Below are 12,990 nucleotides of genomic sequence, written 5' to 3'. Positions count from 1 at the left end.
GCGGCGCGGTCGGACCCTTCGAGACGCCCGCTTCGCGGGCTCCTCAGGGCGAGGGCGCTGTTTTGCTTTCGGCGCCCAGAATGGACAGGAAAATCGCCCGCGTCGCGCGCTGCGTCTCCACGATCTGCGCCTCGAGATGGGAGATATCCACCGCTTCGCCGCCGCGCAGCAGCAGCTCGACGAGGCCGCGCGGGGCATGCGCCGGATCGAAATCATTGTCGATGGAGAGCCGCAGCAATTGCGTGAGGCTCTGATAGAGGCGCGCGGCTTCGATCAATGTCGCCGCTTCATTCGGGTCCAATAGGGAGAGATCGGAAAGACGCTCCAGCGCCGGCGATGTCATCGTCGAGAGGCACGTCGGATGCGCGTTCGCATGGCGAAGCTGCAAATATTGCGCGATGAACTCCACATCGATCAGCCCGCCCGGCGCCTGCTTCAAATCCCAAAGGCTTCTCGCGGGCTTGTCGCGCTCGAGACGGGCGCGCATGTCGAGGACGTCCTGGCGCAGCTTTTCGACGTCGCGCGGACGCGTCAGCGCGGCGCTGATCGTTTCTTCGACGATCGCCGCGAAATCGCTCGGCCCGGCGACGACGCGCGCGCGCGTCAGCGCCATATGCTCCCAGCTCCACGCCTCATGCGCGTGATAATCCTCGAAGGCCTTCAGGCTCACCGCCAGCGGCCCCTTGCTGCCGGACGGCCGCAGGCGAAAATCGACCTCATAGAGCAGGCCCTGCGCCATTGGCGCAGACAGCGCGGAAATGAGCCGCTGCGTCAGCCGCGCATAATAGGCGGGCGCGGCGAGCGGGCGCTCGCCATCAGATTCCGCGTGCGGATCGGCGTCATAGAGCAGCATGAGATCGAGATCGGAGGCGGCGGTCATCTCGCGTCCGCCGAGCTTGCCCAGCGCGACCACGCAAGCGCGGCCGCCTTCGATGCGTCCATGCGCGCGCGCGAGCTCCGCCTCGACGCGCGGCAGCAGAGCGGCGATGAGGCGTTCGGCGAGCCGCGCATAGGCGAGGCCGGCCTCCGCCACAGAGAGCGCGCCGGTCAGAACGCGCACGCCGATGAGAAACTTCTGCTCCTGTCCGAAGACGCGCGCGGCGTCGAGCGCCTCCTCATAGGAGCGCGTCTCGGCGAGGCTGCGCGCGAGCGCGGCGGCGAGCTCCGATTCATCGGGCAGATGCTCGAAAAAGGCGGGCTCCAGCACGGCGTCGAGCACGCGCGGGCGCCGCGAGATGGTGGCGGCGAGCTTGGGCGCGGCCCCGGTGATCGCCGTCAGCAGGGACAGCAGCGTCGGATTGGCGAGGAGCACGGAAAACAATTGCACGCCGGCCGGAAGCCCGGCGAGCAATTTGTCGAAAGCGAGAAAGGCCTGATCTGCGTTCTCTGTCGCGGCGAGCGCCTCCAGCAGCGCCGGCGTCAGCTCGGTCAGGCGCTCGCGCGCCTTGGTGGAGCGCGTCGCGGCGTAGCGGCCGAAATGCCAGCCGCGTATCGTCTCCGTCACTGTCTTGGGATGCGCGAAGCCGAGACGCGACAGCGTTTCGAGCGTGCCGGGATCGTCCTCGCCGCCGGTGAAGACGAGATTGCCGGTTTGCGAGGAAAGCTGCGGCGCGCTCTCGAAGAGATGTGAATAATGGCCCTGCACCGTCTCGAGATGCGCGACCAGCGCCTGCGTGAAATCCTCGAGCGTGGCGAAACCGGCCATGCGCGCGATGCGCAGCGCCTCCTTCTCGTCGCGCGGCAGAATATGAGTCTGCTTGTCGGCGACCATTTGAATGCGATGCTCGATATCGCGCAGAAAGACATAAGCCGCGCGCAGCTCGTCGCGCACGCGCGGCTCGATCCATCCATTGGCGAGGAGCGCGTCGAGCGTCTCCAATGTCGCGCGGCCGCGCAATGCGGGATTGCGTCCGCCGGTGATGAGCTGCTGCGTCTGCGCGAAAAACTCGATCTCGCGAATGCCGCCGCGGCCGAGCTTGAGATCATGCCCCATCGCGGCGATCTCGCCATGGCCTTTGAAAGCGTGAATCTGCCGCTTGATCGAATGCACGTCGGCGATGGCGGCGAAATCGAAATTCTTGCGCCACACGAATGGCGAAAGCTCTTTCAGAAATGCCTCGCCGGCCAGAATGTCGCCGGCTGCCGCGCGCGCCTTGATGAAGGCGGCGCGCTCCCAATTCTGGCCCATGCTCTCATAGTAAGAGAAGGCCGCCTCGAGCGGTATGGCGATGGGCGTCGCCCCGGGGTCGGGACGCAGGCGCAGATCGACGCGGAACACATAGCCGTCGGGCGTGATCTCCGAGAGAATGCGCACCACGCGCTTCGTCATTTTGACGAAGAGGTCGACATCCTCGCTCGGCTGCGCGACGCGCGCCCGGGCGCGGTCGAAGAGGACGATGATATCTATGTCGGAAGAGTAGTTGAGCTCATAGGCGCCTTCCTTGCCCATGGCGAGGAATATCCAGCCGCAGCCGCGTTCCGGCATGCGCTGGTCATAGAGCTCGAGCTTGCCGGCGGCCGAAGCCTCGCGCAGCGTGAAGGCGATCGCCGCAGAAAGCGCGGCGTCGGCGAGGCGCGTGAGCGCGTCGGTCGCCTGCATCGTGTCCCAGGCTTTGGAGAGATCGGCGAGCGCGACCAGCAGCGCGCCCTCCTGCTTGGCGCGGCGCAATGCGCGCATCAGCTCGGCTTCGTCCGCGACGCCTTTGGCGGCGTTGCGTGTGGCCTCGACGAGCCGCGCGAGGCCGAGGTCGGGGTCGTCCGTGAGCAGACGCGCGAGCCGAGCGGGATCACGGGCGGAGAGATCGGTGAGAAAAGGCGAGGAGCCGAGGACGCCTTCGAGCAGCGGCTGCGCGCCTGCTTGCGCCGCGAGGATGGCGGCGAGCGCGCCATCGACGTCACGCTCCAGCACGCGCGCCAACGCGGCCTCGGCTCGAGCGCGGTCGATCGGCTCGACGATGCGGAGGGCGCGGGAGAGTAGGGAGCGAGCGGAATTCGTCTGCGTCATTTTTTCGTCCGTCGCCAGCGCGCCCTTCCTTCTCCCGCCAAAGGGAGAAGCGGCTGTCTTGGTGTCAAGCGGTTTTTGATCGCCATGGCTGGCCGTCCCAGATGAGGGCGTCCAGGAAAATAGCTTTCGGGGAATGGGCTCGAGCGCTTCGATCAAAGAATAGGGCGCCGTATCAAAAAGATACAATTCCACAGGCGTCGCCATGTCGCCGCGATGTCGCCTCTGGCGTTCTCGCCCGCGCGGGATTACATTGCTTTCGCGGCGCTGCGGGGTGCGTGACGGACTTTAATTCCCCGGGGCCTTATCGATCTCTAAGGGAGCTGTCCCTGGCCTTGCCCGTGGGCTCGGTCACTACGGCGCCCACCTACGTTGTAGGTTCCCGGGATCGATGTCCCACGGCTCACGCGGCCCGCGCTTTCGACATTTCGGACGAAACAACGCCCCAATGACCGTCGACGCCAAGACCGAACTGCGCCGGCGGACGCTCTCCCGCCGCGATCTCGTCTCTCATGAGGAAGCCCACGCCGCCTCGCTCGCCGTCGCCGAGCGCGCGCTGACGCTGGTGCGCCGATTCGCGCACCGCGCCGAAGCGACCGGCGAGGTCGTCTCCGTCTATTGGCCGATCCGCAGCGAGCTGAACACGCGCCCGCTGCTGGAGACTTTGGCGGCGGCGAAGATCGCCACCGCTCTGCCGGTGATGACGGCGGTGAAGCGCCCGCTGATCTTTCGCGCCTTCACGCCCGGCGACGATCTGGTGAAAGGCCCCTTCGGCCTCTCCGAGCCGGCCGAGACACAGCCCGCCTTCGATCCCGACATCGTCTTCTCGCCGCTCGCCGCCTTCGACCGCAAGGGCTATCGGCTGGGCTATGGCGGCGGCATCTATGACGCGACGCTCGCGCAGCTGCGCGCCAGGAAGCGCATCGTCGCCGTCGGCGTCGCCTACGCCTGCCAGGAGACCGATTCCGTGCCCACCGAGCCGCACGATCAGAAGCTGGATTTTCTGCTGACGGAGCGGGAGCTGATCGCGTTTTCGTGAGGCGTCGACGCGTTCGGCCGAATCTCGATGCGAAGGAATCGCGCGCCGAGATTATGCGAATGACTTCACGCTCGTCACATTCCCCATTTCTTCACGAACCAGCTCTTCACCAGATGCGCCAGCACCGAATAGCAGATCAGGAATGAGAAAATCGCCGGCCAATAGAGCGGCGGCAATGGCGTGAAGCCGAAGACGCCGGCGATCGGCGAAAAAGGAAGCGCTGCGCCGATAAGGCAGATGACGAGCGTCGTCAGCAGCAGCGCATTGCTCGCGCGGCTCTCGATGAAGGGTATCCGCGCCGTGCGGATGATATGGATGATGAGCGTCTGCGTCAGCAGCGATTCGACGAACCATCCGCTCTGAAACAGCGCCGGATCGGCCAAGGCGCCGAAGCCGTAGATCATCAGCGCGAAGGTCGCATAATCGAAGATCGAGCTGATCGGCCCGATGAAGAGCACGAATTTTGCGATATTGTCTATGTCCCAGCGGCGCGGCCGCGCGAGATATTCCTCGTCCACATTGTCGGTCGGGATCGCCGTCTGCGAGAAATCATAGAGCAGATTATTGGTGACGACCTGGATCGGCGTCATCGGCAAAAAGGGCAGGAACACGCTCGCGCCGAGCACGCTGAACATATTGCCGAAATTGGAGCTCGCGCCCATCTTGATATATTTGGTGATGTTGGCGAAGACCTTGCGGCCCTCGATCACGCCGTCGCCGAGCACGGCGAGGCTCTTCTCGAGCAGGATGATATCGGCCGTCTCCTTGGCGACGTCGACGGCCGTGTCGACCGAAATTCCGACATCGGCCGCCTTCAGCGCCGGCCCGTCATTGATGCCGTCGCCGAGATAGCCGACCACATGGCCCTTGCGATGCAGCGCGTCGATGACGCGCGCCTTTTGCGGCGGCGACAGCTTGGCGAAAACGCTCGCCTCGGCCGCCAGCGTCGACAGCTCCTCGTCGCCCATCGACTCGATCTGCGACCCCAATGCGATGCGGCCGACCTCGAGCCCGACATCCTTGCAGATCTTGCGCGTCACAATGTCATTGTCGCCGGTCAATATCTTCACCGCGACGCCGGATTTCGCGAGCGCCGCTATGGCCGGCGCCGCGCTCTCCTTGGGCGGATCGAGAAAGGCGATATAGCCGAGCAGCGTCAGCTCGCTCTCATCGGCGATGGAAAAGCTCGCCTGCTCTTGCGGCAGCTGCTTATAGGCGACGGCGACGACGCGAAAGCCGTCTGCGTTCAGCTCTTCCATCTCGCGCCGCGCCGCCTCGAGATGCGAGGGATCGAGCGCGCCGCAATCGGCGGTCGTCTCATAGCGCGACGAGATGGCGAAGAGCTCCTCCACCGCGCCTTTGCAAATGAGAAGATGCGGGCCGTCGTCGCGGCGCACGACGACGGAGAGGCGGCGCCGCTCGAAATCGAAAGGGATCTCGTCGATCTTCTCGAATTGGTGATCGGGCCGCAGCTCCTGCGCCAATTCGTGATGCTCGAGCACGGCGCGATCGAGCAGATTTTTCAGCCCCGATTGAAAATGGCTGTTGAGGAAGGCGAATTCGAGAACGCGATCGGAATCCTCGCCGAATATGTCGAGATGGCGCTTCAATATGATGCGGTCCTGCGTCAGCGTGCCGGTCTTGTCGGTGCAGAGCACATCCATCGCGCCGAAATTCTGGATGGAGACGAGCCGCTTCACGATCACCTTCTTGCGCGCTATGGCGATCGCGCCCTTGGCGAGATTGACGGTGACGATCATCGGCAGCATTTCGGGCGCCAGCCCCACGGCGACGGAGACGGCGAAAAGCAAGGCCTGCAGCCAATCGCCTTTCGTCACGCCATTGATGAGGAAAACCGCCGGCGCCATCACCGCCATGAACAAGACCATCAGCAAAGTGAAGCGCGTCACGCCTTTGTCGAAGCTCGTCTCTACGCGCGCGCCGGCCATTTTGTCGGCCAGCGCGCCGAGGCAGGTGCGCCGCCCCGTCTCGACGACGATAGCCGTCGCATAGCCGCTGACCACATTGGCGCCCATCAGCGCGAGATTTTGCGCGGCGAAAGGATCGCTGGTCGGCGCGGCATGCGCGAATTTCTCCACCGGCATGGATTCGCCGGTCAGCGCCGATTGATTGACGAAGAGATCCTTGGCCTCCAGCAGGCGCAGATCGGCGGGGATCATGTCGCCGGCCGAGAGGCGCACGATATCGCCCGGCGCGAGCCGCTCGATCGGCTCCTCGACGAAATTATCCGCCGTATGCGCGCCCGGCCGGCGCACGGAGGCGTGCGTGCGCACCATCGCCTGCAGGCGCGCGGCGGCCTCATTGGAGCGGTGCTCCTGGAAGAAGGCGAGGCCGACGCTCAGCACGACCATAGCGGCGATGACGACCGAAGCGCGCAGATCGCCGAGCGCGTAAGAGGCGACGGCGAGGGCGAGCAGCAGCGCGTTGAGCGGATTTTTTGCGCGACCGGCGAGCTCGCGCAGCAGGCCGGGGCGCCGCTCATGGGCGATGCGGTTGAGTCCGACGCGCCGCAGCCGATGCGCCGCCTCGCGCGCGCCGAGCCCCGCGCGCGAGCTGTGCAGGGAGGCGAGAACCGTCTCGGCGTCGGCCCGCGCCGCGCGCAGCAGCGCATCGTCTAGCCGCTTCTCGTGCAGGAGGCGCGTCGCCGAAAATCGATGGTTCATCTCTTGCAAATTCCAGAGTCGGGCGGGGAGCGGAAGAAGCGAGGCTGTCTCATCGCGGGCCGGCGAAGGCTCGCGGCATTGCTTCGCTATCAAGCTCAGGTCACGCTTTTTTAACCATGACGAGGCTAGCAAATTCACAAGGCGCCGTCCTCACCTCGCGCGCGTCGCGCCCCAAGGCGCGCGACCTCCTGGATCGTTCCGATATGGGACAAGCGATGACCGAGGCCGCGGCGGCGGCGCAGCAGCCCCGCTGGACATTGAACTATCCGCGGCTGCTCGAGGCGCTGTTCTGGATCACCTCCTTTTCCGGCTCGGTGGTGTTCATCGAGCCCTCGCCCTATGACGGGCTCATTCTGCTGACGCTCATCGTCTGGGTGCTCGGCGGCGTTCGCATCCATCGCGCCGTTCTGCCGGGCGTCGCCCTGCTCATGCTGTGGACGCTCGGCGGCTACATCTCGCTCATTCCCTATTGGAACGAGCCCGATCCCGTCGACTTCATGACGCATACGCTGTTCATCTCGACGACCGGCGTCTTCTATATGCTGTTCTTCTCGGAGAACACGTCGCGGCGCTTCGATCTGTGCATGAGCGGCTATGCGGCGAGTTGCATGCTCGCGGCCCTCATCGCCGTCGGCTCCTGGGCCGGCCTTTTCGGCGATCCGACGACGATGACGCTCGACGGGCGCGCCATGGCGCCTTTCAAGGACCCCAATGTGCTCGGCTCCTATATGGTGCCGGGCGTGCTCTATTTCGTGCAGCGCCTGCTGCTCGGCCGCTGGGCCTATTGGCCGGTGACGCTCGCCGGCCTCGCGCTGTCGGGCGCGGCGCTGTTCACCTCCTTCTCGCGCGGCTCCTGGGGCGCGGCGGTGGTCTCCATCGCGCTGATGACCATCATGTCGGTGATGACCGCCGATTCGCGCAAGATGCGCCTGCGCATCGGCTTCATGGCGCTCGCCGTCGTCGGCGTCGTCGCCGTGGGCGTCGGCGCGGCGCTCACCGAGCCCTCGGTGCGCGAGTTCTTCTTCAAGCGCGCGTCCGCGACGCAGGATTACGACGAAGGCCCGACCGGCCGCTTCGGCAATCAGAAGCGCTCGCTGCCCATGCTGGTGGAACGGCCCAACGGCATGGGTCCGCTGCGCTTTCGCCTCACCTTCGGCCTCGAGCCGCACAACAGCTACATCAACGCCTTCGCCTCCAATGGCTGGCTCGGCGGCTTCGCCTTTCTCGGATTGGTGCTGACGACGACTTTCGTCGGCTTCCGCCTGTCGCTGAAGCGCTCGCCCTATCTGCGGCACGGGCAGCTCATCTGGTCGGCGATGTTCGTGTTCTTTCTGCAGGCGCTGCAGATCGACATCGACCATTGGCGCTATTTCTTCATCTATCTCGGCGCTGTCTGGGGCCTCGAGGTCGGCCGCGTGAAATGGGCCGAGCGCAACGCTGCTATGGCTCGAAGCGAAGCCCGCCCATGATGACATTGGCGGTGAAGTTGGAATTCGCCGTCGAGCTGACGAGGCGCTGCCAGAAATAGCTGCCTTTGATCGAGATGGAGCGGGTGAGCTTGTATTCGAGCTTCACGCCCGCCGTGCCGACCTGCTCGAACGTGTCCGCGCCCTGGTAGTTGTTGGTCTGGTAGCTGCCGGTGGCGGTGATGGTGAAATTGCGGAACATCGCATGAGTCACATCGAATGTGACATTGCGCGAGAGCACGCCGGCCGCGCCTTGCAGCGTCGTCTCGGAGAGCGTCGTTCCGGCGCGCAGCGTCACCGTGGTGAGCGGCGTCGCCGTGTAGATGATGGCGGCGTCGATGAGCGGCCCGCGCAGGCGCGGCAGGCGCGGATCGGCGTAATCGCGCTGCGCATAGCCGCCGGAGGCTTCGCCGGTGACGAGATCGGTGATCTTGAATGTCGTGCCGGCGCGGCCGGAGACGCCGGTGCTGTCGCGCGCATAGCCGTAAGGGTCGAGCCAGCTGTCGTGGACACGCTTGTCGAGCGTCGCCTCGAGATAGGGCTTCATCGATGGCGTGAGCTCATAGGAGATGCGCGGATTGATCCCCGGATCATTATAGCTCGTGCTCATCAGATTGAGCGTCGAGCCGTCGTTGTAATAGGCGTTCTGGAATATCCAGCGATCGAAGGTTCCGCGCATCGTCACATCGAGCCGGCCGAAGCTCTGCGTCACGCCGGCCGCCGTGCCCAGCGAGACGATGAGCGGCCGATTGACGACGGTGACATTGGGCAGGCTGGTGACGAGGCCGGGCGCGCCCGGGCGCTGCGAATCGAGCGTGAACTTACCCTCGAACTTCACCTTGGTGTCGCGGGCGACGTCCCAGCGATAGAAGACATCGCCGACGCCATCGGGGCGATCGGCGTTGTCGACGCTGAAATAATCCACATAGCCGAGCCGCAGATTCCCTTGAATCTCGTCGCGGCTCCATTCCGAGCGCAGCCGCAGGCCGGCGTCGATGCGGAAATATTTCGAGCCCTGGTAGCCGGAGGTCAGGCGATTCGGGTTGGTGTCATAGCCATAGGTCGGCTCGGCATAGGGGTAGAGCCGCAGCGAGCCGACGCCGAGCCCGAGCGGCGCATAGGGATTGGGGTCGACGATAGGCTTCGGCTTCGCCGGAATTTGTGCGGGAAGCGCGACATTGGGCGGCGGCGGCCGCTCGGCCGGCAAGTCCAGCGCGCCGCGAAAGCCGCGCATGCGCAGCCTGGCCTGGCGCTTGATCTTCTCCTTCGCCTGGATGGAGGTCTTATAGGCCTCGAGCGGCGGCAGCGGATGCGCGGGGGAGAGCGGCGGCGGCTTCAAAGGCGCCGGCGGCGGATTGGGCTTGGGCAGGCGCGCGCGCACGCGCGGCAATCCGTAATTGGGCGCGCCGGAGGGGAGTTCCGGGGCGGCGCGGCGCTCCTGCGTCATCGGCTGCAAGACCGAGGGCGGCGCGGCTTCCGGCCCCGGTATGGAGGGAACGGTCGGCAGATCGCGCAGCGGGGTGATGTCGAGCGAGGAGGGCGAGAGCGTCTGGCCCTCTGCCGGACGCAGAGGCGCCACCGCCCCCGGCGCAGCCAGCGACAGGGCGATCAGCGTCGTTGCCGCGGCGCGGCTCTGAAACTTGGCGGAAGCCACTCGTTCCCTCGCGCGGACGCCCGGTCGAAGCGGGCGCGATGGAAACGAGCGTTAAGGAGTTATGGTTAACGGAGGCTTACCAGCGAAGCTCGAGACCCTGGCCTCAGTCGCCCAGCGCGGCCATATAGAGCTCGAGAATCTCTTCCTCTTCCGCGCGCTTATGCTTGTCCTGGCGGCGCAGCGAGACGATCTTGCGCATGATCTTGGGGTCGAAGCCGGTGCTCTTGGCCTCGCCATAGACGTCCTTGATATCGTCGGCGATGGCGCGCTTCTCCTCCTCGAGCCGCTCTATGCGCTCGATGAAGGAGCGCAAATGCCCCCCATTCACCTCGCCGGTCGGATCGATCCCGGCGCTGGCCTCCATCTCTCGGGCGGCGACCCTGTTGCTGGCCATGATCTTCTCCTAAAGGCTCGGGGGAACTTCGGCGCTCTGGCGAAGCCGCGCGGCGTTCGGTTCCGAGCGTCCGCGTCTATCCAGGCGCCCATGTCCAGGACGAAGGCGAGGCATGCCAAGCCGCGGACGTCGCCGTCAAGCGCGCGCGCAAATAATCCCCGCTTTCCTCCCGTCCGAGCTTGACGCCCGCCCCCGCGCCCCCGACATCAAGCCCGCAAAACCCGAAAAAAGGGGAGAGGATCCGCAAATGTACGACGCCGGCGGCGACGGCCGCCTCTATCCGGTCTCGCCGGGCCTGCCGCCGCGGGAGGCGCTGGCCGGCGTGCGCACGCGCCGCATTCTCGCCCTCTGCCTCGATTTTTTCGCCGTGGCGCTGCTGTCGGCGGCGCTGTGGCTCGGATTGCTGGTGCTGAGCTTCGGCCTCTCGGCCTTTCTGCTGCCGCCGCTGTTTCCGCTGGTGGCCTTCTTCTACAACGGCCTCACCGTCTCCGGCTGGCGGCGGGCGACGCCGGGCATGCGCGCCATGGATCTCGAGGTGCGGCTCGCCAATGGCGCGCCGGCGCCCTTCCTCAACGCGGCCGTCCAGGGCGTGCTCTTTTATGTGAGCTGGCTGTTCCCGCCGCTGCTGCTCGTCACCTTCATCACATCGGACAAGCGTTGCCTGCACGACATTCTCGCCGACGTCATCGTTTTGCGCCGCGCCGATTGAGGAGCGAAGCGAAAAAATCTTGGCGCGCCGCGGGCGTCGATTCTAATATCCCGGTCTGTCCGCGCTGGAAGGCGTCGGAGCGTGCGGTATATCGATTTCGGCGACAGGACCAGACAGCGTGACGAGAGAGCCCCGCGACGCGCCGCAATTCTATCTCACCTCGCCGGCGCCGTGCCCCTATCTCCCGGGGCGCGACGAGCGCAAGGTGTTTACCCATTTGATCGGCCGGCGCGCGCCGGCGCTCAACGACACATTGACGCAATCGGGCTTCCGCCGCTCGCAGACCATCGCCTATCGGCCGGCCTGCGAGACCTGCCGGTCCTGCGTCTCGGTGCGCGTGAAGGTCGAAGAGTTCCAGCAATCCAAAGGCTTGCGCCGGGTGGCGCGGCGCAACGCCGATCTCTTCGCCGAGGCGCGCCGCCCCCATGCGGCGAGCGAGCAATATGCGCTCTTCCGCGCCTATGTGGGCGCGCGGCACAATGACGGCGGCATGGCCGATATGAGCATGGTCGACTATCAGATGATGGTCGAGGACAGCCATGTCGAGACGCGGCTGATCGAATATCGCATGCCCGCCGAGAATGGCGGTCCGGGCCGGCTGGTCGCCTGCTGCCTGACCGACTATCTCGCCGATGGCCTGTCGATGGTCTATTCCTTCTACGATCCGTCGATGGACGAGCGCTCGCTCGGCGCCTTCATGATTCTCGACCATGTGGAACGGGTTCGCCGCGCCGCGCTGCCGCATCTCTATCTCGGCTATTGGGTCGATGGCTCCCGCAAAATGGCCTATAAGGCCCGCTTCCTGCCGCAGGAGCGGCTGGGCATGGACGGCTGGAAGCGCGTCGGCTGATTCGTTTCCCGCCGCGTTCCTGAAGGCCAGATGAACGAAGCGGCCATGCGCCGTTCAGCTTCCTCCGATTAACCTTTGCTTCGTCATCGGGAATTGCCGGCCGGCGCTCGGCGCGGCCGAAGGAAGCGAAGGAGAGCGTCCATGGGCGCGAAAATCACGAAAATCGCCGCACTCGCGGTCGCCGGCGTCATCGCTGCGACGACCATCGGCGCCGCCACTCCGGCTCTCGCCGACGGCTGGGGCCATCACGGCGGCTGGGGCCACGGCGGCGGTTGGGGCCATGGCGGCGGTTGGGGCCATGGCGGCTGGGGCCGTCCGGGCTGGGGCTATGGCGGCTATGGCTGGCGCGGCGGCCATCGCGGCTATGGCTGGGGCGCTCCGGTCGCGGCCGGCGTGCTCGGCGCCCTGGCGGTCGGCGCGATCGCCGGCGCCGCCGCGCAGCCCCATTACGGCTACTACGGCTATGGCGGCTGCTATCCGGCCAATCAGCCCGTCCTCGACGATTGGGGCAATGTCGTCGCCTATCGCCGCGTGCAGGTCTGCAACTGATTCGAGCCTGAGATTTCTTTGAATTCGGCGCCCGGTCAGCCAGGGGCGCCGATGCCCGCCGCCGCCTCCCCGCCCCCTCTCGCGCGACGGCGAGTACAGGCCTCCCGGACTCCCCTCCGGGAGGCCTTTTTCGTCAGAGACGGCGCAGCGTCAGCGCCTTGCCTTCCTTGGCGTCGCGACGCCAGAGCCCGTCGGCCTCGAGGTCGAAATGCGCTTTATGGCCCTTGCGGGCGGTGAGCGCGAGGCGGCCGCGCTCCATCGACCAGCCCACCGGATCGAAGATGACGACGCCTTGGTCGCGGCAGGCCGGCGCCAGCTGGGCGCGGAAGCCGCCCGGCCCATGGGCGCGATCGTCGAGCGTGAGCATGCAGCCCGTGTCCTTGTCGCCGGCGCGAAGGATCGCATAGCGGCCGGCGACGCTGGGCGCGGCCGCTGTCGCGGGCGCGGCCTCTATGGCGGCGAACGTCAGGCCGACGAAGGCGAGAAGCTTCGCAGAACGATGAAAAAGCGACATGGAAGGCTCCAAGGAGCATTGAGAATCGAGGAAGAATATTGCCCTGCGCGGGCCTTTCGACAAAGCCTCGAGGCGAAAAAAACGCGCGCGACGCTGTCGGAACCCGCGCGCTTTTCTCAGAACTCTTCCC

At 65.9% G+C, this 12,990-nt stretch carries 10 protein-coding genes and 1 other RNA gene; 6 read left to right on the top strand and 5 right to left on the bottom strand.

The annotated features are described in order from the left end of the window. Positions 1–43: 43 nt before the first annotated feature. Positions 44–3,004 carry a bifunctional [glutamine synthetase] adenylyltransferase/[glutamine synthetase]-adenylyl-L-tyrosine phosphorylase gene (locus METLW4_RS0112645; RefSeq protein WP_026191468.1) on the bottom strand — a complete coding sequence of 987 codons (2,961 nt, stop codon included), beginning with the start codon at positions 3,002–3,004 and terminating at the stop codon, positions 44–46. 258 nt (positions 3,005–3,262) lie between these two features. Here METLW4_RS0112645 and ssrS point away from each other — a divergent pair. Next, positions 3,263–3,418: non-coding RNA, 6S RNA (gene ssrS, locus METLW4_RS27050), on the top strand. Between the two features lie 31 nt (positions 3,419–3,449). Continuing rightward, positions 3,450–4,040, top strand: a complete 591-nt coding sequence (locus tag METLW4_RS0112640) for a 5-formyltetrahydrofolate cyclo-ligase (RefSeq protein WP_018266583.1) — start codon at positions 3,450–3,452, stop codon at positions 4,038–4,040. A gap of 74 nt (positions 4,041–4,114) precedes the next feature. Here the strand turns inward: METLW4_RS0112640 and mgtA are convergent, their stop codons facing one another. Then, positions 4,115–6,724: a magnesium-translocating P-type ATPase gene (gene mgtA / locus METLW4_RS0112635; protein WP_051079675.1), complete on the bottom strand. Its 2,610-nt coding sequence runs from the start codon at positions 6,722–6,724 to the stop codon at positions 4,115–4,117. Between the two features lie 203 nt (positions 6,725–6,927). Here mgtA and METLW4_RS0112630 point away from each other — a divergent pair, with 203 nt between their 5' ends. Beyond that, positions 6,928–8,193 (top strand): O-antigen ligase family protein, encoded by a 1,266-nt coding sequence (locus METLW4_RS0112630; protein WP_157235102.1) that lies wholly within the window; start codon positions 6,928–6,930, stop codon positions 8,191–8,193. On the opposite strand, the gene METLW4_RS0112625 is transcribed toward METLW4_RS0112630, so the two are convergent. Continuing rightward, a complete protein-coding gene (locus tag METLW4_RS0112625) occupies positions 8,165–9,844 on the bottom strand; it encodes an outer membrane beta-barrel protein (RefSeq protein WP_018266580.1) in 1,680 nt (559 codons plus the stop codon). The two genes, METLW4_RS0112630 and METLW4_RS0112625, sit on opposite strands and share 29 nt — an antisense overlap. 103 nt (positions 9,845–9,947) lie before the next feature. Next, positions 9,948–10,208 carry a DUF2312 domain-containing protein gene (locus tag METLW4_RS0112620; protein ID WP_018266579.1) on the bottom strand — a complete coding sequence of 87 codons (261 nt, stop codon included), beginning with the start codon at positions 10,206–10,208 and terminating at the stop codon, positions 9,948–9,950. 277 nt (positions 10,209–10,485) lie between these two features. Here METLW4_RS0112620 and METLW4_RS0112615 point away from each other — a divergent pair, with 277 nt between their 5' ends. The 3 genes from METLW4_RS0112615 (at position 10,486) to METLW4_RS0112605 (ending at position 12,346) form a co-directional block, all read left to right on the top strand. Further along, positions 10,486–10,947, top strand: a complete 462-nt coding sequence (locus METLW4_RS0112615) for an RDD family protein (RefSeq protein ID WP_018266578.1) — start codon at positions 10,486–10,488, stop codon at positions 10,945–10,947. A gap of 118 nt (positions 10,948–11,065) precedes the next feature. Beyond that, positions 11,066–11,797 (top strand): arginyltransferase, encoded by a 732-nt coding sequence (locus METLW4_RS0112610; RefSeq protein ID WP_018266577.1) that lies wholly within the window; start codon positions 11,066–11,068, stop codon positions 11,795–11,797. Positions 11,798–11,938: 141 nt separating this feature from the next. Further along, a complete protein-coding gene (locus METLW4_RS0112605) occupies positions 11,939–12,346 on the top strand; it encodes a hypothetical protein (protein ID WP_018266576.1) in 408 nt (135 codons plus the stop codon). Between the two features lie 133 nt (positions 12,347–12,479). Here the strand turns inward: METLW4_RS0112605 and METLW4_RS0112600 are convergent, their stop codons facing one another. Next, entirely contained in the window at positions 12,480–12,860 is a 381-nt protein-coding gene (locus METLW4_RS0112600) for an AprI/Inh family metalloprotease inhibitor (protein ID WP_026191466.1), read from the bottom strand. Positions 12,861–12,990: the final 130 nt, after the last annotated feature.

Origin of the sequence: Methylosinus sp. LW4 (genome assembly GCF_000379125.1) — a bacterium.
Taxonomy (GTDB): domain Bacteria; phylum Pseudomonadota; class Alphaproteobacteria; order Rhizobiales; family Beijerinckiaceae; genus Methylosinus.
This window is presented reverse-complemented; position numbering and strand designations above follow the sequence as displayed.